At 44.7% G+C, this 22,727-nt stretch carries 22 protein-coding genes; 6 read left to right on the top strand and 16 right to left on the bottom strand.

The genetic code is table 11. The features are described from left to right. Positions 1 to 137 precede the first annotated feature (137 nt). The 10 genes from IE104_RS11320 to IE104_RS11275 all read right to left on the bottom strand — a co-directional run bounded on the left by IE104_RS11320 (position 138) and on the right by IE104_RS11275 (position 9,013). Positions 138 to 440 carry a DUF3144 domain-containing protein gene (locus tag IE104_RS11320; RefSeq protein ID WP_189418628.1) on the bottom strand — a complete coding sequence of 101 codons (303 nt, stop codon included), beginning with the start codon at positions 438 to 440 and terminating at the stop codon, positions 138 to 140. A gap of 74 nt (positions 441 to 514) precedes the next feature. Beyond that, on the bottom strand, positions 515 to 3,376 hold the full coding sequence (locus IE104_RS11315) for an insulinase family protein (protein ID WP_189418626.1): 2,862 nt from the start codon (positions 3,374 to 3,376) through the stop codon (positions 515 to 517). A 138-nt stretch (positions 3,377 to 3,514) separates the two neighbouring features. Continuing rightward, the gene (locus IE104_RS11310; RefSeq protein WP_189418624.1) at positions 3,515 to 3,751 is read right to left on the bottom strand and encodes a PspC domain-containing protein; all 237 of its coding nucleotides are present in this window, start codon (positions 3,749 to 3,751) and stop codon (positions 3,515 to 3,517) included. A gap of 25 nt (positions 3,752 to 3,776) precedes the next feature. After that, complete coding sequence (locus tag IE104_RS11305) at positions 3,777 to 4,127, bottom strand: hypothetical protein (protein WP_189418623.1); 351 nt, start codon at positions 4,125 to 4,127, stop codon at positions 3,777 to 3,779. A 22-nt stretch (positions 4,128 to 4,149) separates the two neighbouring features. Next, positions 4,150 to 5,154, bottom strand: a complete 1,005-nt coding sequence (locus IE104_RS11300; RefSeq protein WP_189418621.1) for a hypothetical protein — start codon at positions 5,152 to 5,154, stop codon at positions 4,150 to 4,152. An 11-nt stretch (positions 5,155 to 5,165) separates the two neighbouring features. After that, a complete protein-coding gene (locus IE104_RS11295) occupies positions 5,166 to 6,026 on the bottom strand; it encodes an ABC transporter ATP-binding protein (protein WP_189418619.1) in 861 nt (286 codons plus the stop codon). Then, positions 6,027 to 6,398: a GntR family transcriptional regulator gene (locus tag IE104_RS11290; RefSeq protein WP_189418617.1), complete on the bottom strand. Its 372-nt coding sequence runs from the start codon at positions 6,396 to 6,398 to the stop codon at positions 6,027 to 6,029. 53 nt (positions 6,399 to 6,451) lie between these two features. Beyond that, positions 6,452 to 6,994 carry an RNA polymerase sigma factor gene (locus IE104_RS11285; protein ID WP_189418615.1) on the bottom strand — a complete coding sequence of 181 codons (543 nt, stop codon included), beginning with the start codon at positions 6,992 to 6,994 and terminating at the stop codon, positions 6,452 to 6,454. Between the two features lie 43 nt (positions 6,995 to 7,037). After that, positions 7,038 to 7,820, bottom strand: coding sequence for a DUF2884 family protein (locus IE104_RS11280; protein WP_189418613.1), 783 nt, complete (start codon positions 7,818 to 7,820; stop codon positions 7,038 to 7,040). Between the two features lie 272 nt (positions 7,821 to 8,092). Then, positions 8,093 to 9,013, bottom strand: a complete 921-nt coding sequence (locus IE104_RS11275; protein ID WP_189418612.1) for an AraC family transcriptional regulator — start codon at positions 9,011 to 9,013, stop codon at positions 8,093 to 8,095. A 131-nt stretch (positions 9,014 to 9,144) separates the two neighbouring features. On the opposite strand from IE104_RS11275, the gene IE104_RS11270 reads away from it, so the two are divergent. Continuing rightward, entirely contained in the window at positions 9,145 to 10,227 is a 1,083-nt protein-coding gene (locus IE104_RS11270) for a LamG domain-containing protein (protein WP_189418610.1), read from the top strand. 41 nt (positions 10,228 to 10,268) lie between these two features. Here the strand turns inward: IE104_RS11270 and IE104_RS11265 are convergent, their stop codons facing one another. After that, positions 10,269 to 10,517: a hypothetical protein gene (locus IE104_RS11265; RefSeq protein ID WP_189418608.1), complete on the bottom strand. Its 249-nt coding sequence runs from the start codon at positions 10,515 to 10,517 to the stop codon at positions 10,269 to 10,271. 63 nt (positions 10,518 to 10,580) lie between these two features. After that, on the bottom strand, positions 10,581 to 11,786 hold the full coding sequence (locus tag IE104_RS11260) for a PepSY-associated TM helix domain-containing protein (protein WP_189418606.1): 1,206 nt from the start codon (positions 11,784 to 11,786) through the stop codon (positions 10,581 to 10,583). Positions 11,787 to 11,919: 133 nt separating this feature from the next. Between IE104_RS11260 and IE104_RS11255 the strand changes: the two genes are divergently transcribed. Then, a complete protein-coding gene (locus tag IE104_RS11255) occupies positions 11,920 to 14,013 on the top strand; it encodes a TonB-dependent siderophore receptor (RefSeq protein ID WP_189418604.1) in 2,094 nt (697 codons plus the stop codon). Between the two features lie 54 nt (positions 14,014 to 14,067). Continuing rightward, the gene (locus tag IE104_RS11250; protein ID WP_268247524.1) at positions 14,068 to 14,325 is read left to right on the top strand and encodes a TonB-dependent receptor domain-containing protein; all 258 of its coding nucleotides are present in this window, start codon (positions 14,068 to 14,070) and stop codon (positions 14,323 to 14,325) included. A gap of 94 nt (positions 14,326 to 14,419) precedes the next feature. Here the strand turns inward: IE104_RS11250 and IE104_RS11245 are convergent, their stop codons facing one another. From IE104_RS11245 to IE104_RS11230, 4 genes are all read right to left on the bottom strand, one after another. Beyond that, positions 14,420 to 15,100 carry an ion channel gene (locus IE104_RS11245; protein WP_189418600.1) on the bottom strand — a complete coding sequence of 227 codons (681 nt, stop codon included), beginning with the start codon at positions 15,098 to 15,100 and terminating at the stop codon, positions 14,420 to 14,422. A 156-nt stretch (positions 15,101 to 15,256) separates the two neighbouring features. After that, positions 15,257 to 16,270 carry a TraB/GumN family protein gene (locus IE104_RS11240; RefSeq protein WP_189418598.1) on the bottom strand — a complete coding sequence of 338 codons (1,014 nt, stop codon included), beginning with the start codon at positions 16,268 to 16,270 and terminating at the stop codon, positions 15,257 to 15,259. Positions 16,271 to 16,400: 130 nt separating this feature from the next. Continuing rightward, complete coding sequence (locus IE104_RS11235) at positions 16,401 to 17,729, bottom strand: hypothetical protein (RefSeq protein WP_189418597.1); 1,329 nt, start codon at positions 17,727 to 17,729, stop codon at positions 16,401 to 16,403. Between the two features lie 172 nt (positions 17,730 to 17,901). Then, entirely contained in the window at positions 17,902 to 18,705 is an 804-nt protein-coding gene (locus tag IE104_RS11230) for a GIN domain-containing protein (protein ID WP_189418596.1), read from the bottom strand. A 187-nt stretch (positions 18,706 to 18,892) separates the two neighbouring features. Here IE104_RS11230 and IE104_RS11225 point away from each other — a divergent pair, with 187 nt between their 5' ends. The 3 genes from IE104_RS11225 (at position 18,893) to IE104_RS11215 (ending at position 22,678) form a co-directional block, all read left to right on the top strand. Beyond that, complete coding sequence (locus IE104_RS11225; RefSeq protein ID WP_229837852.1) at positions 18,893 to 21,232, top strand: Tex family protein; 2,340 nt, start codon at positions 18,893 to 18,895, stop codon at positions 21,230 to 21,232. A gap of 43 nt (positions 21,233 to 21,275) precedes the next feature. Further along, complete coding sequence (locus tag IE104_RS11220) at positions 21,276 to 21,713, top strand: hypothetical protein (protein ID WP_189418595.1); 438 nt, start codon at positions 21,276 to 21,278, stop codon at positions 21,711 to 21,713. Between the two features lie 191 nt (positions 21,714 to 21,904). Continuing rightward, complete coding sequence (locus IE104_RS11215; protein ID WP_189418594.1) at positions 21,905 to 22,678, top strand: ThuA domain-containing protein; 774 nt, start codon at positions 21,905 to 21,907, stop codon at positions 22,676 to 22,678. Positions 22,679 to 22,727: the final 49 nt, after the last annotated feature.

The following is a 22,727-nucleotide window of genomic DNA, read 5'->3' as shown; positions in this document are numbered from 1 at the left end:
TTGACTCGGATTTTGTGACCAAGCAGATTTTGCAATACGCCCAAACTCTTGTATACAAGAAATGCAAATTTTTACATTCACCATTCATTCTTCAAAAATAGCAGATATAAAAAAACCAGCACATGGCTGGTTTTATTTTAAGGCGCCTCTTCGTCATCAGGACGAATGTAGACTTTATAGTTATCGCGATAGTCATCTAAATTGTCGCGAACTAATTCCGCATAGCGGCCTGTAAGATATTTTTGCGCACTTTCTATTTCATCGATATATTCTTTGCGATCAATAGAAGAACTAGCCACTACAAAAGCATTGAAACGTGCAGCAGCATTTAAGAGCGCAGCACTCACTATTCCAGGATCGGCCTCGTCGCACGCATCATTCGCTTTTTCGATGAAAGCATCCACCAAATCCCAAAATTGACCTTCTTCAGCCTTGCTCATAATTTACCTATCGATGTGAGAAAAAAGCACTGCAACTAACGCAGTGCTTAATTATAGCGATAAAACTGCTCAAGTTAAGGTGTTGTGGCTACAAAAGGTGAATCTTTAAAATTGGTGCCACGAGTTTGCAACAAAATACCGGAACTTTTATCATTCATGAGCATATCTTCGTAGATTTTAATTAAATCCTCTTTGGTCACCATCTTAAGCGCCGTTAAATGACGGTCACGCGCATCAAATGCATATTTAGCGTGCCAGAACTCGCCCACGTACAGGCCCGCCTCTTTATAAAAATCGGTGGGCTTTTGCATGATATTCTCGATAGTGGCTTTTTTGGTAGCCTCAATCGCCGCTGGGTCAATTGCTTTTAATTCAGCCAAATAGTCCTGGCGGAATTTATCAATGCGCGCTTTAATTTTAACAAGATCTGTATTTGAACTTTGCACCATCATCACATAGCCCGGCACTTCATCAACGGCGTAAGGCATGCTTTGTACTACATAGCCTAATTGATCCTGCGTACGTAACTGTGCAAAAAAAGCTTTATCCAAAAATGCATTAAGAATAACTAATTGAGCCTGCTCATCATCGGACTTTTTATCGCGGAACCAACCTAGCATAAGGCCGTTATCAGCTAAATTTACCGACTCCTTCAACTCAATAACTTTACCACTAGAGGGCGTTGTGTATTGCGAAATTATGCGATCCTTCGGCAAACGTTTACCGGGCAAAATTTTAGTGGCCGAAGCAGCCATTTGCTTGACTGCTTCCTCGCTGTAGTTGCCTACAGCTAAAATACGAATTAAAGGATCACGCTTAACGCCGTTATAATAGGCAATTACATCCTTCAAGGTTATTTTTTCTGCCGCAGCTAAATATTCACTGTCACGCCATTGCACTTTGTTGGTAAGCCGCCCTAAATGCCCGAACAACTGGCGATATACATGATCTTTGTCTTTGTTAGCCAAGCCTTGCTTATAACTCACCAAAGCCTCATCAAATTCTGACTGAACAAACTCAAGCTTCGCAAAATTCTTTAACAACTCTTCAATCAGTACGCTGTGCTTGGTGGTGTAACCAGACACGTAAATAGATTGTGAACCAGGCCCACCGGTGGAAAGAAAAATTCCGAGAGAGGCATTATGCGCGCGATCCATTAAAGACGTGTTTTGCTTTTTATAGATTTCACTTAGTAGGCTCGCCAGCACAACATTTTTTGCGTTTTTAATACCTAAGCCTGAATTGATTTCCAGGGATATTTGGCCCTTATCCTCGCGATAAAATTCAGCATGCTGCAAAAATGCTTCTATTCCAGCAGAACTAACGACCTCGTGCGGCCTAAGATATTTGCTTTCTACAATAGGCGCAGGCTTGTCAGTAAACAAATTATTTAATGGTGGCAAATTAAACGTGTATTTTTTAGCGAGTACAGCCAGCTGGGCATATTTTTCCGGCGGTATATTTTGAATATCATAATTGCCATCAAAATAACTGATAGGCTTGCTCACTTTTTCTTGCTGGCTTACATGCCAGATGCGCACTTTTTGCGTATCCAACTGATCCAACACATCTTTAATTGCTTTTTCATCGTAGCGCTCATAAACAAAACCTGCGTTGAGCAAATTTTCAACCGGAATATCAAATTGCAAAGTGGTTAATTGAACAGCTTGCTGCAACGGATTTGGCTTTCCTGCATTCAAAAAATCTTTTGAACGCATAGCTTGTAGCTCACGGAAATAGTTTTCGTTTAAGCCTTCACGCTTTACCAAGTCGATATAAGAGAAAATAGCCGCTATAACTTCGTCCTGATGTTTAAGACCAAGATCACTCAGCTCAACCTGAACACGCATGTATCCATCTGCGCCATAGGCCTCAGATGCAAAGTAAGCAGTAGTATTTACAGCTAAACCTTTTTTACGCAGTTGCTCACACAGGGTGCCTGCTTCTTCCGTCGTCAACAAATTGCGTACATATTCGTTGGGCTTTAATCGCCATTGATCTTTATTGGACTTAACCGGAAAATCAACATAAAGCGCTTTAAAATCTTTATTGGGTTTGTAATAAATATTTTTCGATTTTTCCGCATCCGTTAACCCGGGAATGGTGACTTCTGGTCTCACCACGTTTTTATTGGGGATATCCGCAAAGTATTTTTCGGCGAGCATTTTTAACTCTGGAATTGATTGTTTACCTACCAAAGTCAAGCGCATAATATTGGATGAATAGTACTGTTGATAAAAATTCTTCATAGCCTCATTCAATTTTGAATTTGGCGCATCTACCAAAGTTTCTAAATTACCTATATTGAATTTAGCGCGCGGGCTTTGCGGGTTACCGGTTATTGCATCCACACGATTCATAATCCAGCCATCTTGCTGCTTTTGCATAGACCACTCATTGTTCACCGCTGCACGTTCCTTATCAGAGTAGTGCGGATCAAAAGTCGGCGATTTGAAATAATCGCTGAATCTATCTAAAGCCTCATCAAATTTATTGGAATTTACCTGGAATAAGAAATTTGTTTTATCAAATGCTGTAAACGCATTAGTCATACCACCATTAGCTTGCGTAAATTTCATAAAGCCATCAGGCTCAGGGAATTTTTTGGTGCCTAAAAAAAGCATATGCTCCAAGTAGTGCGCTAAACCCTGATGTTCTTGCGGATCTTGGGCGCTGCCCACGCCAACAGCCAAAGAAGCGGCAGAATTGACCAACCCGGGGTCAGATACCAATACCACTTGCAAATTGTTAGCTAAGACTACTGCGGCGTAGGTGCGGTCATCATTTGGGCTCTTCTGGATAACCGCATTGTTAATAGCCGCGGCAGCGGGACTCACTGTTGGAACAGCTTTCTTGGCAGGCTCATGCTGGCACGCTGTTAATAAGGCTCCGGAAAGAGCTAGGGCACTTAACCAATGCAATTTACTTATTTTCATTAAAGATTCCTTTTGGATAGTTTTAGCAGCGCAGAGAATTTATCGCTTGTGCTACAGACATGCAAATATTCTTTTGTGCACAGCAACAAAATAAAAAGCCCCGCGGTTTCCCTTGGGGCTTTGGTATAGCGACCTCATCTACTGCGGGTTAATGACACGCTCCTGGCGCGGAGGTGTATGTGCCGAGGGCATACATATCCATAAAATAATATAGGTAATTAACCCTAAGCCGCCAATAAAAAGCGATACAAGGAAAATCACTCGCCACATCCACGAAGGTAGTGGCGTATATTCACCAAAGCCGCCGCAAACACCTGCTACTTTTACATCAACAGACGATTTTTTCAGATCGCGAAATTTACGTTCGTCACTCATCATATTCACCTGCAAGTTGTTAATACTAATCTTTGGTGTTTATTCCTACTACCACTTCGTCACGCATCACCAGCCGCGTCACCTTACGATCAACTGTTTGGTCAGAATCTATATCAAACAAGAAAATGAAAGATTTATTGGATGATTTTGTATGCTCGTTAACATATTCAAAAACTTCCAAGCCATCTTTTTCAACCTGCGTGCGCTCAGGAATTCCAAAATTTGTAAGCACCCACTGCTTGCTTGTTTTTCCTACCTCAACAGACGCGAGTTGTTGAGAGCTAATTTCCGTGCCTTTGCGATGATCTTTGGTGTGTTGGTGATACACACAGGCCGACAACAAAAAGCATGGAAGCAATATTAATAAACGTTTCATTGGTTTCCCTATATAGATTCAATTAAATTTCGTAACGATTATTGCGCAACCATATAGCTCCAGCGATAAACAAAGCACCTATAGTTACGCAGATAAACAAGGGCAAGATCATGGCTTGCGTAAATGTAAAACTATGTTGAAGCAAAAATGCATCTCTCGTGAGAGCAATTGCCTGGCCGTATTCCAAGAAAAGTTTCACAACACCCAAGTTAATACCAAACAAGGAGTTCATAATTTTGTCCGCCAAGCAGAGGAGCAAAGGGCTTACAAAAATAAAAATGGGGGTTTTCTTTGCAAAGGCTGACGAAAATAATGCAAAGCCGATAACAGGTAACAGCATGAGCAAACTAAAAATAAGTTCATAAAAGATCTGCAAAGGAATGTAGTAAGCACCGCCTTCAATAACGGACGAGACCAATCCACCCATTGCAACGCCGTGCAAGCCCAAATAAATTACTCCGCAAATAAAAACAATCACGGTAACAATGTAATTCAACGCCAGCATGGTTACAGGTGCAATTAAAAATATCATGATCAATTTAGCCAGTACGTTAGTCGTCTCGCTAACCGGCATGGAACGCCAAAATAAAATATCTTTATTTTTCCTGTCATCAAACAAACACCGCAAGGCGTAAGCAGCAAGTACCACAGCAAAAACCAGATACAACATGGCGCAATTTGAATACATGATTCCCGTCACCATTCCGTTAAATACGGAGGTATCCTTCATAATCGCAGCCATTGAGACATGTTGTTGATGCTCTTTTTTGAGATCATCAGCTCCTTGGTTATCTGAAGATTTAATAACAGCTGTATCCTGATTTGGAACATGGATACCAAAATCGTCCGATGAGTTGCTGGATGAGTAATGGAACCCGACTCCGTTGTTATCGATCTTGCCGCCTGAATAAAACGCAGCACAAGCTACCAATAACACAATTAACAATGAAACAATTGCAGGGGTATAAACAAAGCTGACTTTGTTTTCCCAAAGCTCTCTTTTGATTTGTGTTTTATATAAACTCATATCAATCCCCATTACAAAGTTTTTACAGGTTGCATTTTTGCAACGAATAAATCAGCTACGCTTGGCGTGGTCAGCTTCCCTAAGGGCTCTAACAGCGTCGCATCTACATTTTCAAATACCATAACAAAACCACCCAGAGTTGCCCTGGAATGTATCGGCTTTAATGCCAAGGCAGCATCTTTGTTGTTAGCATCCACATGTAACTCGAAAAATTTTTCTGGCAATGTTTCCATGGATGTTTCCAGCAAAATCTTTCCATCGTTAATGAATAGTAAATCAGTGAGAATGCCTTCAATTTCTTCCACCTGATGGGTAGTGATGATGACAGTCTTCTCCGCATCGTAATAATCGTTAAGCAACGCCTCGTAAAATTGCTTGCGATAAATAATATCCAACCCCAGGGTCGGCTCATCCAACACGAGCAATTTGCTATCTATCGCCATAATTAACGCAAGGTGCAGCTGGGTAACCATTCCTTTGGAAAGGTCTTTCACTTTATTTGTTAGAGCTATATTCGTTTTGCTGAGAAAACCCATAGCTTTTTCACGGCTAAATTTAGGGTGTACGCCTTCAATATAATCAAGCGCTTCACTTACCCTTAACCAGCGCGGCAAAATTGCTGTATCGGCAATGAAAGAAACCTCTTCCAGAAGCTTTACGCGTTCAGTAAAAGGGTTTAGATCCAACACACGTAAATCGCCCTCGACTGTAGCCAATCCCAAAATGCCTTTAAGCAGCGTTGTTTTACCAGCACCATTAGGGCCGATTAAACCTACAATTCGACCCGCAGGAATTTGCAAATCAACATTGTTTAACGCAATTTTTTTTCCGTATGCTTTGTGAATTCCTTTAGCATGAATAATCGCGCTCATTTATTTTTCCCCGTCAGACTTAAGGATTGCGGCACAAAGTTCCTCTGTGCTAATACCCAAACTTTTTATACGCGCAAGTAGTGCCGGTAATTCAGTGGTGAGAAACTTTTCTTTTTCCACTCCATGTAATTTTTCTTGAGCACCAGGCATCACATACATTCCCATACCGCGCCGAGCTTCAACTAATTGCATATCCACCAGCTCCTGATAAGCCTTGCTTACCGTTAAATGATTAATTTGATAATCGCTTGCTACCTGCCTGACTGAGGGCAATGGGTCACCCTCCTTGAATACGCCAGTCAACATCAAGCTGACTATGCGCTCGCGCAGCTGGCGATAAATGGGTTGATCGTCATTCCACGAGTGGGTCATAAATTACCTTCTGGAAAATAAATGAACGATAAAAGTACACTTGATGAGTTCACTTACGCGACCTCGCCCCAGTGCACTAATAACTGTTGTAATTGCGCGCGACCGCGCGACACATGGGACTTTACCGTTCCCAATGGCAAATTCATGGCTTCGGCTGCATCAGCGTGGGTATAGCCTTCTTCCAAACATAAACGCACCGCAATTTTTTGCTGCTCGCTAATTTTATCCAACGCCTTCACCAAGTCACCACGCAAATCACTTTGACTTAAGAGCTTGCAGTTATCAGCAATACCCTGAATGGAATCGAGATCGCAATAATCAAGCGATTTACGTCTAAATTTATCGGCAACCAAATTGAACGCTATGCGATACAGCCAGGTTGAAAATTTTGCCTCACTCCTAAAGCTGGACAAGGATAAATAAGCGCGTAAAAAAGTTTCCTGAACCAGGTCATCAACCGCGTGTCGATCATTGCGGCAGCAGCGCGCTAACAGGCTACGCACCACTAACTGATGACGCAACATTAATCGCGCAAAAGCTTGCTGATCATTTAACTTCAAGGTACGTTCAACCAAAACAGCATCCGAATCTAACATTTCCATTACCTATTGCGTAAGTTTTCTACAGAGTTGTACAGAATTAAATCGACTTTGATGGAACACTTTTTAACTTGATTAAATTGAAAGAATCGATTTCTTTAATGGACTTTCTCATCTCTTCTTCTTTGCGATCCAGAGCTATAACCGATACGCAAATCTTATCGCTACGCTGGCTCAGCTTTTCAGATCTGCCTTTCATTTCGCGATCCATACGCTCGCCAAACTTTTTCATACGCGTTTCAAAATCACCTTTTGGGTTGTCATCTGAAAATAGCGATGACAGAAAATTTTTCACTGCACTCCAACTCAAATCCTTTGTTGATGTTTCTACAATCTTGCTAATGCGAGACTCAAAATCCATTCCCAAAAAATCCCTGTCTTTAAAACCTTTCTGATTAATATTTATTGCCCTGCCGTCAGAAAAGCCCTTTTCAACATCCCGTTTTAGCAACGCAAATTCTGCATTCACTTGCTGACGGGTTTGATCTCCCGGTTCCAATAGCTCTTGAAAGGCCAAATCCATAGCCTGCGCCGCGAGATCGACGCCCTCCAGGGTCAACACACGCACCTCAGGCACTAGCGCGCGAATGTCGTTGGCGTATTGCTTCACTAACAACTGTTGCTTTTCATCGAGCGCCACGGCTCGACCATTAACCAGCAATTGCTGATTGTTCAAAATGGTGAAGCGGGTTTTGTCGCCTTCAGTGAACGAAAGTGCGTCTTTAGTGATGTGTAAACCGCCCTCAAACTCGAGACTGCATCCGTCCTTGGCATAAGCCACAACAGAAAATAACCAAGCTAAGGCAACAACTAAGGCTTTCATCTGAATTCTCCCACCTGGGCAACAATGCCACTGAAATGCTGTTATACATAACTATAACACCAAAACAATAAAGTACAATAGTTGAACAATAATTTTTTGTTGCAGGGGCAAATGCAGATAATTTGGCCGTCTGGCCACCCTATGCGGGTATTACCGGGGTTATCTGAGATAGGATTTTGAGCTTGTTGAAGGTCTGATCCGGTACAGGAGATTCAAAGGCATTCAGCGATATCGATCAGACTCAACTTCTACCCGGTTAAAGGGATATTTGACTAGCTGCCGATGAATTCCTGGATTTTTATATTCTCACCCAGACTTTTCTCGTTTTGGCGAAACTCCGAGGGTGAAACACCTGTACTTTTTTTGAAAACACGGTTGAAGAAACTTGGCCAATTGTAGCCGCACGCATAGGCGATCTCATTGACTAACAAGCGAGTCGAAACCAGCAAGTATTTTGATTTCTCAAGACGTGCCGTCTGGATGTATTGAGCTGCTGAAACTCCGAAGCATTCTTTGAATTGTTCACAAAACCTGGAGCGTGAAAGCCCCGCACGCCGGTACAGTTCAGGCAGATCTATATCAGACGATAAATTCGCATGAATATAATCCAGGGTTTTGGAAAACTTTTTAATTAAGGTGTTCTTTTTTTGATTTAAGTGAGGGTATTGCAACCTAAGCTCTAATGCAAAATGCGACATTAATTGTAAAAAAATTCCCTGACACAATATATCCCTTCCCTCCTCTGCAGATTGGAGTAAACGCTCCAATTTTAATATCAGCCGAGCAGCGTCCAGATTCCCCTCAAGTTTTATCGCAGCTCCACGCGATGCTAATACGGCTTTCAAATCAAACCATGCAGGGGGAATTTGATCAATAAACCCTGAGGAAAAATATACGACTACCAACCCCTTGTTGCCTGAAGTATTGAAGACAGGGTGATGGTAAGTATTACCAGGAATTAAAAACATATCGCCTGGGCAAAACGATTGCTCCATTCCGTCCATCAACATAATTCCCGAATCCCAAGGCATAAAACACACTTCGGCCTCTGGATGCTGATGAATACACTCTGCAATATGCGTCCCTTTATCATACTTGCGAGCAACAAAAGGAGTGGGCTCATTACCTTTAAGAATGTTGACATCAACATGAGGCAACTTTCGATTAACAAATAATATTTCGCTGTTAGTCATGGCAGTAAATCAATTTGTGCAAACCCTAACATCCGATTGGGATGCCAGTGCAAGCCTTTGGGAAAAAGGTGAAAGTTTAAGGGGTCGGCTTTGAGTAAGATACTACTCATCTTTAGCAAGGGAGAAGAACGATGACGTTAAGAAATATTAAGTTAGTGTTTTTGTGTCTGGTTACACTAACTGCTCAGGCTGGAACTTCATTGGATGAAAATTTCATTCCATTTACCAAAGATTCCTGGAATCTTGAAAAAGCGAAAATAGTAAACATTGATGGACGTCAGGCTATCAGCGGTGTTGCTGTATTAACCGGGCAAACCTTTGAGAATGGCATTATTGAAATGGAGCTAAAGACTGATGGCTCACGCGGCTTTCCAGGTATAATTTTTCGCGAAGACGGCGCAGGCAACGGAGAAAACATTTATCTGCGCCCACATAACTCAGGCCGCCACGATGCTGCTCAATATGCCCCGGATTTTAATGATCAAACAGGCTGGCAGCTATATTATGGTGAGGGATTTACGGCTAGCCCGACTATAGCCTCCAATCAATGGCTGACACTACGTATTGAAGTCAAGGATTCTAAAGCGCGCGCGTTTCTCAACGACATGAGCTCCCCCATACTGGTAACTCCCACATTAAAAGGTAAGCCAGGGCCCGGAAGAATCTTAATTAGCGATGGAGGAAAAGGAACTTATCTGGCAAATTTTCGTATGAAGAAAACATCTGATTTAAATTTCCCGGAAATACCTCCTGCCCCAACAATCATTAGCGGATTGCCAAGCTGGAAAATATCCAAAGCCTTTCCTGCCGATGACCCGGGCATAAAAAACTTGTCATTCCTTGATGCAAAAAATATCGAATGGACCCAAATCGAGCTTGAACCATCGGGACTCGCGAACATATCGCGCTACCTACCGCTTGTAAAAGATAAACCCAGTGTAGTTTATGCAAAAACGGTTTTGAAATCCGACAAGCAAAAGCGCATTAAACTGGAGTTTGGTTACAGTGATGACGTGATCATTTTCCATAACAGACGTGCGGTTTATTCAGGGCAAGCCAGCTTCCGCTCACGCGAGCCTTCGTTTTACGGTTTAGTCGGCTACAACGATGCTATCTACCTTGATTTAAATAAAGGCGAAAATGAAATTCTTTTGCAACTGACTGAAAATTTTGGCGGTTGGGGATTCATGATGCGCAGCGTGCCCGCAGAGTGAATGATTGACGAAGTGTTACTGCGACACGAGGATAAAAAAATTTAATTTTTCTCGGCAATTGTTGCGATCATTATGCTCATCAATGCATAAGCATTGTTACGCGCTTTTTTCAAATCCTGTTCATAGGCCGCTGCGGAATCTTGGAGATTGGAGAAACTTTCTTGATTTGCATCCGCATAAAAGTAGGTTGTGCGCTTGCCAAATTCTTTATATGTTTCAGCAAATGCCAAGCTGTTTAAGATGCTGAATAGCGCAATACCTGCCAATACTTTTCCCAAAATACCTTTCATATAAATCTCCACTGTAATTTTTTACTGACGCGAAAAACAAATGGTAGGCTCTAATTTGATTTTTTAGCCATTGACTAACTCAGCCCCCATTGCTCCTCTCAACATAATAGTTTTGCGGGCAAGGCGTTTGCGAGCCCAAATAATAATTCCGGTCACCGATAAAGTGGTGACCATCAACCCCAGGAGAGTCACTAACACGCGGCCACCAACGCCCAGAATGCGGCCTGAATGCAAAGGAAATTGCAGCTGTACGAATATGTCGCCAGCGCTGCCTTCACCCGGTATTTCTGTGCCCAACAATTTGCCGGATGCGCCATCAAAATACAGGCTGGGGTTGCCCAAGCCCCAATCGCCGTGGGCATAGCCTGGCTGATAAAACATGACCTGGTAAATATTTTGTTGGGAACCGTAAAACAGCCCACCCAAGGGCTTATTGATACCTAACTTAAGAGCTTCTGCTTCAGCTAGTCGTGTAACGGCCTCTCGATTCAAGGTGGGACTTTTGGCTTCGCTCAGGGCTTGAGTTTCAAAAGGCGTGGGGGTTATGGGCGATAGAGCGTTTACCAAGGGGCGCATCACCTGATGCCCCAAATTCATGGAGATAGATGTTATCGCCATGACTAACAATAAGCCCCACACCCACACACCCCCAGACCTGTGTAAGTCGAAGGTGAGTTTGTGATTGCTGGCGCGCCAGCGAAAGGCAAAGGATTTACGCCATTGTGCTAGCGAAGGAAAGGAAATGCTCAGTGCGATAAAACAATCCAGAAACCAGACTATTCCGATGATCCCCATCAGCAGCATGCCCAGATCCGTGCCACCAACCGAAGGTATGTGTAACGAATAATGCAGCTTGTAGATAAACGGCATCAGGTGGTCTGCAGCGAGAACCGGCTCGCCCCATTGCCGTTTCGCCTGGATTTCACCGGTGTAAGGATTCATCGCCACTTGGTTGTAACCCAAGGAACCTTCAACACCATTGGTGGGCACTACAAACAAGTTGTGAGCTTCGCCGGGTTCTATAGCTGTGCCCATAAAGCTGACTTTCAGCTCCGGGTGCTCGGACTCCAGTTTATCGGCCAATTGCAGGCTGGTCATGGGTTGAACCTTGCCTTGGCTCACATCAACCGCGTGATAAAACTTGGGGCTGAGCATCGCATCCAGCTCGTGATCCCAAGCGATAAGAGCCCCGGTTGCGCCAGCAATCGCCAAAAACACCGCGATAAACAGGCCAAACCAACGGTGCAGCAAGGTCAAAAGTGCGCGCATGAGCTTTGCTCCAAGGGACAATTGACAGCAGTTTACCGGATTCATTCTCTAATGCAAATGAGAATTATTATTGACAATGAGCTTTTTGGGTTTATATTTGCGCAACCTAGCCTCTACCCAACCCGGAGTTCTCATGTCTCGTCCAGCCGCAAAATCTATCCTCGCTCTTGCCGTAGCTATGGCCACCCAATGGTCTTATGGTACTGAGGAAATCCTTAATGATCAGGGGTCTGGTGCAGGAAGTGAGATTGAGGAAGTTTATATTGTCGGCCTGCGGGATAACCGCGTCAGCAAGGGTGCTACCGGGTTGGCCATGTCGCTTTACGAGACGCCGCAATCAGTAACGGTAATGGATCAGGCGTTCATCGAAGGGTTTGGATTGGACGACGTAAACCACGCGCTCAAGTTCATTACGGGTGTAAACGTCGATGAAACGGAAACCGACCGTACGTACTACAACTCGCGCGGGTTCGATATTAAAAGCATGCAAGTGGATGGTATTGGTATGCCATTTAACTGGAACGTGGTGGGTGCGCTGGATACGGCTGTTTATGAAAAGATAGAAGTGATTCGCGGTGCTAACGGCTTGTTGACTGGTACAGGCAATCCTTCCGGCACTATTAACTATATTCGCAAACGCCCGACCAACGAGTTTAAGGCTAGTACCGAATTTACGTTAGGAGCTTGGGGCAAGCAGCGTGGGGAGCTTGATGTCTCAGCTCCCTTCACCGATTCAGGTACCTGGGCCGGTCGTATTGTAATTGCAAGTCAGGATGCAGATTCTTATCTGAAGCTATACAGCACCAACAGGGATATTTTTTACGGAGTCGTGGACGGCCAACTAGGTGAAAGTAGCACCATCACCTTTGGCTACACCGATCAAACCAACAAAGCACAATCGCCCCTTTGGGGAGCTTTACCACTGTTGTATACCAATGGTGAACAAACCAATTACCCGACTTCAACTACTACCAGCATGCCTTGGGCTTTTTACGATACATCTAACAAAACCGGTTTTGTGGAGTACACCCATAAACTGGGCGGTGGATGGGAATTTAAAACCGTTTATACCCACAGCGAATACGAAGAACCCTCTGAACTATTTTATGTATACGGAGAACCTGACAAAGACACAGGCTTGGGACTTTTTGGTTGGCCAGGTAAATATTTCAACGAATCCAAACGCGACCTGCTGGATGTAACCCTGTCTGGCAGTTTTGAATTCGGCGGACGCAGTCAGGATATTTTAATTGGCTTCAGCGGTTCAAAAGCTGACAGTGGATACCTGGAATACCATGCACCAAGCGACGATCCGGCTTGGGGTGCACTGCCAGCTTTCCCGGGTTGGAGCGGTCGCGAAATTGCCCGCCCTGATTTTGGTCCGGCGCAAGTTGCAGGTGATTGGAATGATGATCTGCGTCGCCTTTATATCATCACTCACCTCCGTGCCACTGACCGTCTTGACTTCGTTTTGGGTGCAAACAGCATTGATAACAGCACCCGCGGTTTCAACTTTGGCGACTCCATGGCTAAAGATGAGCAACAAACCAGCCCATACTTCGGTGTGAACTATCAGCTTGCCAGCAACATTAAGCTTTACGGCAGCTATAGCGATATTTTTGAACCTCAAGCCGACATAAATGAACAGCTCAAACCTTTGGGCGCTGCCCAAGGTAAAAGTTATGAGCTGGGCGTGAAGTCACAATGGTTTGACGAGCAGCTGCTCACATCCTTTGCCGTATTCAAGGCAGACCAAAGTAATTACGCCGAGTTTGCGGGTCATAACGACGAGCACAATGTGGATTACTCAAAAGGAATTGACGTTGTGTCTGAAGGCTACGAATTAGAGGCCTCAGGAAAAATAACTGATCACTGGCATCTGCTTGCGGGTTTCACCAAGGTAGATCTGGACGATGGTCATGGTAATCAGGTGCGTACGTTTGTGCCGGGTAAAACGTTTAATTTCGGTGCTCGATACACACCCACTGCTGCGTTGGAAATTGGCGCAAGCTGGCGCTGGCAAGATGACATTCACACCGGTGCCATCAAACAAGAGGCTTACGGAGTAGGTTCCGCCTACATCACTTATGCGGTGAGCAATCACATTAAACTGGCGCTCAACCTCAATAACGTCACCGACGAAAAATACCTTACCAGTTTGTACTGGTCACAATCCTTTTACGGCGCACCGCGAAATGCCAGCGCCAGTGTGAAAGTTTCCTTTTAACTTCTCCGTTATAGCCGCCTTTAGGCGGCTTGGTCACTCGCAAGGGATTATCAGATTGGCGATTCGCTAAATGTAGATACAGCCATCAATTATATGGATGAACGTACGGATGATACCGCAGCTTCATTCAAACGGCCGGATTATTGGAGAGTAGATGCTTTTGCCAACTACAGCATTAACACCCATGTTCAACTTCGCTTTTCGGTTGAGAATTTATTTAACGAAACTTACTACGAGCACACGTTTAGTCGGTTTGAAGTTTGGCCCGGTGCACCACGTATTTTCAGCGCTGCTGTAAAGGCAACATTTTGATATTGGTGGCAATGCATAACAAAAATTTGTTTGATCAATGAGTCATTGGATAAATCAGTTTTGGTTTGACTTATCCGACCATGGGGCGAGCACATTATGACTTAGGTGTGTCGCCATGATGCAATTGCGTCAGGCCGATCAAGCGGGCAACTACGCCAGCCAGATAGAGCAAGCCAACAAACATTTCGACGCTGGCCACCGCACGCGCGTGTGGGGTCAGCGGTATAACATCTCCAATCCCGGTACTCGATAGCAGCGCAAAGCTAAGATAGTTAAGCTCGGTCCAGGTGCGCATGTCCTGCGGATTAACGGCGGCGGCATAAGTGCCCGGCTCAAGTATTTGAATCAGCATGAACAAGTGGGTAAAGCCCCAGGCCAGCAAGGTAAAGGTCGCGCCGGCGGCAAACAGTTCGTCGGTTGTAGCACGCAGGTCTTCCATCATGTAGGCAATCAAACTGCCTGCAGCATAGAAATAAAAAATCGCTTCCAGACCAGAGCTCCAGGGCAGCAACTCAGTCATCGAAAAAAAAGTTTGCAGCACTAACAACACGATAATGGCCATTGCAAGGCTGCCGCTAATCCAGGTTAGTCCCGGGGTGCGCCGCACCATTCGCGTGGTGAGCGTTAGCACCGTCACTCCAAAGGCGTTGAAGGCAACAAGCCCCGCCTGAGTTCCTTCAAGGAAAGGATACAGCAGCATTCCCGTCAGCTGGACCAGTAAGAGAATTGCCGATGGATGGCGCGAAGTAAGGTGCAGAAAAGAAAGGTGTTTCATCGATAGCGCCATAAAAATTGGGGGGAATATTATGTCATTCTATTCGCAGAATCTGACCCGGTTAAATGACAAGATCCAGAGAACTCATTTTTAAGGCCAAGTTCAGTTGCTCAATCCAATCATAGGTTAGGTCCAATAAGACAATGACTCAAATTGCTATTCAGGCCGTTCCACCACATATCCTTTAGCGGCAAGGGCAGCCAGATAGCCATCTGACTTATAGAGTTCGGCCATAGGCAAGATGGCGAAGGTGGATTCATTAGTCGCAAGCGCAACTTCTGCTGCAGCAAGCCATTCATCTTTTAACAGCTGCTTAATATTTTGCACGCCTTGGTCTTGGGCAATTTCTGAATTGAGCACAGCTGATTCACAATCCTCACGTTCATTGTGATAAGGCAAATTACGCAAGGCATCCAAGTCACCTTTTGCCCAGGCATTGGCGCGTGTGCGCATTGCCCCTAAATCGGTTTCGAGGCGCTCAATCGTTCTCGCAAAACATGCAGTATCATCTAACGAAGATTTTTTAAATTTCTTAACCGTTGCACGTGCATTTTTCAGCTCGTGACCAACAATGGGTTTTGTCGTTTTGATTTTGTTATTGCGAACAATATTTTCAATCGCCCATCGCACACTGTCGTTCGGAGCCATGTCGGACTTATCAATTGATTTTTTAAATAATTCTGTCGCCGCAAAAATCGGGCGATTCTTTTCAATATCATTATCTTTGCCGATATATTTTTCTTTTAATATCGACCAGCGCGCATAGAGATCTGCAGGTAAAACATCGACGAGTTTTTTGCCATCGGGGTTGTGTTTAATACCAACCAGTGAAGGCAATAAACTGAGTTTACTCCAAAAACCAACCTCTACCTTTACACCTGGTTGGGTTAAAAACTCCTGCGAGCTCGCCACTACATTTTCAACTTGTTTTGAATGCCACTGCATATTTTTGGGTACGGGTGAAATTGTACCCATCACCCAAAGCACATGCTGATCTTTATAGACTTTCCACAAGCTTGGACCGGGCTGTTCACCCACCACCAGGACTTCTACCACATCATCCGCAGATGATTCCTGGATTGCGTGCTCTTCCGAAAGCTCTTGTGCTAACCCCCAACCGCTTGTGCAGAGGATTGTAGAAATAAAAATTAATTGTTTAACAAGTGACATTATTCAATCTTCGCAACAGGAGTTTTTTACGAGCTATAACATATAAAGATGACACTTAAAAAAAAAGCCGCTAATTATCTAACTAGCGGCTGTAGTAAATCATATCACTTAAGAAAAATCTAAATGAGCATTAATCAACTGGCAATAAATCGCGCGCTGGCATTGGCTCAAACGACATTTTTTGCATACTGCCTTCGCGGCTTGCAGCCGTCAAATTATTACACCAATCTACACCAAGCCGCATGCTGCGAGGAGCGGGCAAGGCTGCAAAATAAACAGCGGTGTCATTTACACCAAGCAATTTGTTCACAACTATTTGCGCGCGGGATTTCACTAAAGGCTCACCAATTCGATTTCTCACTCCCCAACGCACTACATAGTTGGCACAGCTAGCGCCTGTTGCGGGTGGTGCATCCGTAAATGCCAATTCCCGATCAACGTTGTAGTGGTATTTCATCATGACTTCTTCAAACAACATGGCGGCGTCTTCATATTGGCTTGAATAATTGTAAGAGTCGCTTGCGCCATCAATTGCGAAATCAAGCCCCACTTGTTCAGCAGACAATCTCTTTTGCGCATCGGTCGCGGTCACACCCCGATACATTACTCGCGCCAAGCTAAATTGCATCTCCGAATTGAGTGGGCTCTGTGCTGTCAATCCAGTGGAAATTCGCGCATTTCCCAACGCCTCAATTGCGCTGAGTGGCGTTACCTGGGGATTAACCTGCGCAACATAAGCCGGCGGCATAAAATCATTGGCGTGGGCTAATTCGTGAAACAACAGTGCTGCCATAGGGCGCACAATATCGCCAATGGTGCGCGAACTGATTGGGCCATCCAAGTCGTAGTATTCATAGGCATATTTGTTGCCCTGAACGTAGCGCCACAAACTGCGGAAGGCCAAACCATTAGAGAAGCCACTGCGAAAATCTTCTACTTTCGAAATAGTGGCACGCTCGCTAGCGTTGAGCCACAAATCTGCTGGATCTAAATAAATGGCACCGGAATCTGAACGATAATGCGATGGGCGAATGTCTGCACCTATGACCACCGCCGTAACGCCGCGAAACAGCAAGAAAATATCTTTTGGCATTTGGTCGAGCAGTTGCTCAAAACGCGTGGCCATCCAGGGATGTGAAACAACGGTTTGCGCCAATATATCGGCTTTGGTTGGTGAGCTGGTTTTTTGGCCAATAAATGGCAATGTACTTAATTTGCACTCGTTAACCGGATTGTCATTAACGATTTTTACACAATTAACAATCTGTGAGCTGTATGGCGAATTTGCAACCGCAGGGCGAAAGGTACCATCGGGAACATTGTTGCCCGTGTTATTAACAGAGATATTGCTGCCAAACGGACCTGAAGAGCTTCCATCGCTCCCGCCACCGCCGCCACAGGCAGCTAGCAGAACAACAACGGCAAATGATTGGCATGTTCGAATGATTGGAAATTGCATCCTGTATTCCCTAAATAGTTGAGGTGGTATTTCTTCGCAAGCCGAAAAAAATAAAGCGCGGCTAAACCGCGCTAAAACTATAGCAGCCGTGGCGAACCACGAACAAGCTAGTACCTCACATTAACATCCGATTTATTTAATCAACTAGATTCGACCTGGGTAGCGCCACGCGTTAATTTATTGAACTTACATGGCTCGCACCACTGGAATCGCTTTGCAGTTTTGGCTGCCCCAAATAGCGCACGTTGGACGCACCGCTTGCATTAGCTTTTAAAAATTCTGTCACGTTTAATTCGATGTTTGATGCGCCGCTCGCGCCTACATCGGCTTGGGTGACAGTTAACAATTTGCCGCGAAAGTTACTCGCACCACTCGCACCAACTTGCAGGAATTTAGTTTGGCTTTGCGCCTTAATATTTGCGTTGGCTGCGCCGGAGAGTTCGAATTTAATTTTATTTGCAGTAAGAGATTGTGTGTGGGCATTGCTTGCGCCGGTTAGTTCAACAAACAAATCATCCACGCTGAGATTGGCAAAATTAATTTCACCCGCACCGCTAACATTAACAGCCATATTCTTGCCCACCCAGTCACTCAAGGTCGCACGCGATGCACCAGATAACCCGAGATAGCTGAGGTTTTTCAGTTGCAATATATACAGCACCTCATCATTTTGGTGAGAGAAAAAATCAAACAAGCTAAAGCCTTTTCCTGAGCTTCTTTTCACATTCAGGCTAAGTTTATTTCCACTTAAATCCACACTGACGCGATTAATCACATCTGCCTCCGCTTCCACTCGCAAGGTCTCGGTATCGCCCTGGGTAATGCGAATACGTCCACCACCCCCAACCACAACCTCTGAGACATTTTTTATATCGTAAGAGCGAGCAAGGGTTTCATCGGCAACAGCAGCTTCAACGGAAAACAACAGCACGGCGAAAGCTAAAATCGAAAAAGGTGAAAATCGTAATATCTTCATAGGGGTACCCTTACACACAGTGATGGAATTGAATGAGTTACTACTAAGACACAGCTCCGGCTAATTTGGATTCACTTTTTATAAAAAACTCAACCTCAGAAAAAATGCAAAAGCAAGACTGGCAGCCCACAGCAATTTAGGGATAATGGCTCCCCTCAATATCCCTACCGCAATACGAGTTCGCTTTATGACCAGCATCGCTAGCCTACCTAGTATTTTCAAACGCATCGCCGACGAATTAACCGTTCAGGAACAACAAGTTAGCGCTGCCGTCGCGCTTTTGGATGAAGGTGCAACCGTACCCTTTATTTCCCGCTACCGTAAAGAAGTTACCGGTGGATTGGACGATGGGCAAATGCGTACATTAGAGGAACGCCTGCGTTATCTGCGCGAGCTGGAAGAGCGCCGTGCGAGCATTTTAAAATCTATTATCGAGCAGGAAAAACTTACTCCTGAGCTGGAGCGCGATATTAATTTGGCAGACACCAAAAATCGCCTGGAAGATTTATACCTGCCCTACAAACCCAAACGCCGCACCAAAGGCCAAATTGCCAAAGAAGCAGGCTTGGAGCCTTTGGCAGAAGCACTCATGGCAGATCCAACACTTAACCCAGAAGTTGAAGCTGCAAAATACTTGAATGCCGAGCACAAAATCGACGATACCAAAGCGGCACTCGATGGTGCTAAATATATTCTTATGGAAAAGTTCAGCGAAGACGCAGAGCTGCTTGGGCGATTACGTAATTTCCTAACCCAGGAAGGTACCTTGAGTGCGCGCGTTGTGGCTGGCAAAGAAACTGACAACTCCCAGGAAGTACAAAAATTCCGCGATTATTTTGAGCACGATGAACCGCTCAAATCCGTTCCGTCACATCGCGCTTTAGCTATGTTCCGTGGCCGCAATGAAGGCGCACTTACCTTAGCTATTAAAGTGGGTGATGAAACAGTACGAATCGGCCACCCCTGCGAAACCATGATTGCCGAACATTGGCAAGTTCAGGATAAAGGCCGAGCAGCTGATGCATGGTTAGCAGAAGTTGTACGCTGGACATGGCGCGTTAAATTATTAACCCATCTCGAAACAGATTTGTTAAGCGAATTGCGCGAAAAAGCCGAAGACGGCGCCATTAAAGTATTTGCATCCAACTTAAAAGATTTATTGCTCGCTGCGCCCGCCGGGCAAAAAGCGACTATCGGGTTGGACCCTGGTATGCGTACCGGCGTAAAAGTCGCGGTGGTAGATGCAACCGGCAAAGTGCTCGATCACACCGTAATGTACCCAACACCACCGCTTAACAAAATTGCAGAATCCGAAGCTATTTTGGTTCATCTCTGCAAAAAATATAACGTTGGTTTGATTGCCATTGGTAACGGCACCGCCTCACGCGAGACCGAAAAATTTGCGAAGGATGTTTTGAAAGCTCACAAAGATATTACGGCGAGTACAGTGATTGTGAGTGAGGCCGGCGCATCGGTTTATTCGGCATCAGAATTTGCAGCAAAAGAATTTCCGGATTTGGATGTGACCATTAGAGGTGCAATTTCGATTGCGCGTCGCTTGCAAGATCCGCTCGCAGAATTGGTAAAAATTGATCCTAAATCAATTGGTGTGGGTCAATACCAACATGACGTATCACAATCGCAATTAGCTCGCTCGCTGGATGCCGTGGTTGAGGATTGCGTAAACGCCGTTGGGGTAGAAGTAAATACCGCCTCGGCAGCATTGCTTGCACGCGTATCGGGTTTGAACACTACGCTCGCCAATAATATTGTTGAATTCCGCAATCAAAACGGTGCATTTGCATCACGTGCGGCATTAAAGAAAGTCCCACGCTTTGGCGAAAAAACTTTTGAACAGGCGGCGGGCTTTCTACGCGTTGCCGGTGGCAGTAATCCATTGGATGCGTCAGGCGTACACCCCGAAGCTTATTCGATTGTTGAAAAAATCGCCGAGAAACACACCCGTGAAATAAAAGGATTAATTGGCGACTCCGCTTTCTTGCGTGGTTTAAAAGCGGCTGATTACACCGATGAAAAATTTGGTGTGCCTACAGTGACCGACATCATTAAAGAATTGGATAAACCTGGCCGCGACCCGCGCCCTGAATTTAAAACCGCAACCTTCCAGGATGGTGTTAACGAAATTACCGATTTGGTTCCCGGTATGGTACTTGAAGGTACTGTAACCAACGTCACCAACTTTGGTGCCTTCGTGGATATTGGTGTGCATCAGGATGGTTTGGTACACATCTCTGCACTATCCCATACCTTTATTAAAGACCCGCGCGAAGCAGTGAAAGCTGGCGATATAGTGAAGGCAAAAGTGATGGAAGTTGATGTGCCTCGCAAGCGTATCGCACTTTCGTTACGCCTGGATGACACCCCCGGCGAAAAGGTTGAGGGGAAGAAGGGCGGCGAGCGTCCACAGTCGCAAAATCAACAGCGCAATGCACAACGCAACAACCCCGCTCCAGCAGCAATGGGCAGTATGGGTGCGTTATTGCAACAAGCCATGAAGAAGAAGTAAGCTTAGGCCGTATTATTTAACGATGACCAACTATGAGGTGTTTATGAAAAAGCTATTATTTGTTTTTATCTCAACCCTGTGTGCAATTACTTTTCAAGCTGAAGCGCGTGAATTGAAAAATATTTCAATTGCAGACGCTTTAGCATCAGACGATGCTAAATTGGGCTTACCTGACGATATTAAATTTTATTTTGGCGATGCAGTTCCCACTGGCAACATTACCAAAACCATCGGTCAGTACACCTTTGATCGTGAAATCAATGCCTCATTAAAATCACAAATTACTGCTTGCCATTCTGCCTTGGTTGTTGCCCTGAAAGAATTGCGTGAAGCGGCAAAAAAAGAAGGCGCAACGGCGGTGATTAACATTAAATCCAACGCAAAAGGCAAAGCCGTTTCCAGTAAAGAAATTTATGCTTGCGATTCTGGTATGCTGAAATCCGGCGTTTCTATTTCAGGTGATTTGGTCGTTACCGAATAAGCTACGCTTTTAGCATTTCTGGCGAGCCCCGAGCTTGCCAGAAATGATTCCACATAAATAAGAAAGTTTTTAAAACGTTTCAGTCTTCGTTCACCCCTCCCGCTTTACAAAAATTATCCTCACGATGAGCGCGACTGCTATAGTCTATTCACGGTTTTGATTTTCCATAAATATCAATAACGAGGTCGATTATGTTGAAACGAGTTCTATCCAAATTCTCGCTATGCGCCTGCTTACTCATGGTGAGCCTAAGCAGTTATGCCGAACAATTTAACGTTCTGCTCTTTACCATGACACAAGGTTTCCACCACCAATCCCAATTGGAAGGTGTGGCTGCAATGCGCCAACTGGCCGATAAACATTTTTTCAAAGTGGATTGGCAAGAAGACCCTGCGGTATTTAATGACAAAAATTTGGAAAAATTCCAAGTCATCGTATTCCTATCTACCACTGGCGATATTCTCAACCCTGAGCAAAAGGCAGCTATGGAACGCTTTATTAAATCCGGCAAGGGTTTTGTAGGTGTTCACAGCGCATCAGATACTGAATACCAATGGGAGTGGTACACCAAATTAGTGGGTCGCAGTTTCCATATTCATCCAACCATCCAAACAGCAGAACTGCAAGTTACTGATCGCAAATTTCCCGGGCTTGAACGCATGCCTGATCGTTTGTTGTGGACCGAAGAATGGTATGAGTTTGGCCCAGAACACACTAAAGGTTTGAATTACATTTTGGCCGTCAATGAAAAAACTTACGATCCAGTTACCGATTGGAAAGTTAAGAAAGGATCTGGCATGGGCAAGTTCCATCCCATCGCCTGGTATCACCAATACGATGGTGGCCGGTCTTTCTACACCGCACTCGGCCACACCGCTGCGGATTATTCAGATCCATTATTTTTGGAACACGTTTACGGTGGTATTTATTGGGCAGCCACTGGCAAAGGCTTGAAAGAGAAATAATTTTCTGTTGCCTACAAAACAAAAAGCCCGCAATTGCGGGCTTTTTGTT

Source organism: Cellvibrio zantedeschiae (assembly GCF_014652535.1).
GTDB classification, from domain to species: Bacteria; Pseudomonadota; Gammaproteobacteria; order Pseudomonadales; family Cellvibrionaceae; genus Cellvibrio; species Cellvibrio zantedeschiae.
Note: the sequence above shows the minus strand (reverse complement) of the source record. Positions and strands in the feature narration are given on the sequence as shown.

What these genes read in the sequence shown, in the direction of transcription:
- IE104_RS11305 (WP_189418623.1), bottom strand. Translation starts at nt 4,127, where the DNA reads ATGAAACGTTTATTAATATTGCTTCCATGCTTTTTGTTGTCGGCCTGT.
- IE104_RS11320 (WP_189418628.1), bottom strand. Translation starts at nt 440, where the DNA reads ATGAGCAAGGCTGAAGAAGGTCAATTTTGGGATTTGGTGGATGCTTTC.
- IE104_RS11215 (WP_189418594.1), top strand. Translation starts at nt 21,905, where the DNA reads ATGTTGAAACGAGTTCTATCCAAATTCTCGCTATGCGCCTGCTTACTC.
- IE104_RS11240 (WP_189418598.1), bottom strand. Translation starts at nt 16,270, where the DNA reads ATGTCACTTGTTAAACAATTAATTTTTATTTCTACAATCCTCTGCACA.
- IE104_RS11315 (WP_189418626.1), bottom strand. Translation starts at nt 3,376, where the DNA reads ATGAAAATAAGTAAATTGCATTGGTTAAGTGCCCTAGCTCTTTCCGGA.
- IE104_RS11220 (WP_189418595.1), top strand. Translation starts at nt 21,276, where the DNA reads ATGAAAAAGCTATTATTTGTTTTTATCTCAACCCTGTGTGCAATTACT.
- IE104_RS11275 (WP_189418612.1), bottom strand. Translation starts at nt 9,013, where the DNA reads ATGACTAACAGCGAAATATTATTTGTTAATCGAAAGTTGCCTCATGTT.
- IE104_RS11245 (WP_189418600.1), bottom strand. Translation starts at nt 15,100, where the DNA reads ATGAAACACCTTTCTTTTCTGCACCTTACTTCGCGCCATCCATCGGCA.
- IE104_RS11290 (WP_189418617.1), bottom strand. Translation starts at nt 6,398, where the DNA reads ATGACCCACTCGTGGAATGACGATCAACCCATTTATCGCCAGCTGCGC.
- IE104_RS11260 (WP_189418606.1), bottom strand. Translation starts at nt 11,786, where the DNA reads ATGCGCGCACTTTTGACCTTGCTGCACCGTTGGTTTGGCCTGTTTATC.
- IE104_RS11265 (WP_189418608.1), bottom strand. Translation starts at nt 10,517, where the DNA reads ATGAAAGGTATTTTGGGAAAAGTATTGGCAGGTATTGCGCTATTCAGC.
- IE104_RS11285 (WP_189418615.1), bottom strand. Translation starts at nt 6,994, where the DNA reads ATGTTAGATTCGGATGCTGTTTTGGTTGAACGTACCTTGAAGTTAAAT.
- IE104_RS11270 (WP_189418610.1), top strand. Translation starts at nt 9,145, where the DNA reads ATGACGTTAAGAAATATTAAGTTAGTGTTTTTGTGTCTGGTTACACTA.
- IE104_RS11300 (WP_189418621.1), bottom strand. Translation starts at nt 5,154, where the DNA reads ATGAGTTTATATAAAACACAAATCAAAAGAGAGCTTTGGGAAAACAAA.
- IE104_RS11255 (WP_189418604.1), top strand. Translation starts at nt 11,920, where the DNA reads ATGTCTCGTCCAGCCGCAAAATCTATCCTCGCTCTTGCCGTAGCTATG.
- IE104_RS11235 (WP_189418597.1), bottom strand. Translation starts at nt 17,729, where the DNA reads ATGCAATTTCCAATCATTCGAACATGCCAATCATTTGCCGTTGTTGTT.
- IE104_RS11310 (WP_189418624.1), bottom strand. Translation starts at nt 3,751, where the DNA reads ATGAGTGACGAACGTAAATTTCGCGATCTGAAAAAATCGTCTGTTGAT.
- IE104_RS11230 (WP_189418596.1), bottom strand. Translation starts at nt 18,705, where the DNA reads ATGAAGATATTACGATTTTCACCTTTTTCGATTTTAGCTTTCGCCGTG.
- IE104_RS11295 (WP_189418619.1), bottom strand. Translation starts at nt 6,026, where the DNA reads ATGAGCGCGATTATTCATGCTAAAGGAATTCACAAAGCATACGGAAAA.
- IE104_RS11280 (WP_189418613.1), bottom strand. Translation starts at nt 7,820, where the DNA reads ATGAAAGCCTTAGTTGTTGCCTTAGCTTGGTTATTTTCTGTTGTGGCT.
- IE104_RS11225 (WP_229837852.1), top strand. Translation starts at nt 18,893, where the DNA reads ATGACCAGCATCGCTAGCCTACCTAGTATTTTCAAACGCATCGCCGAC.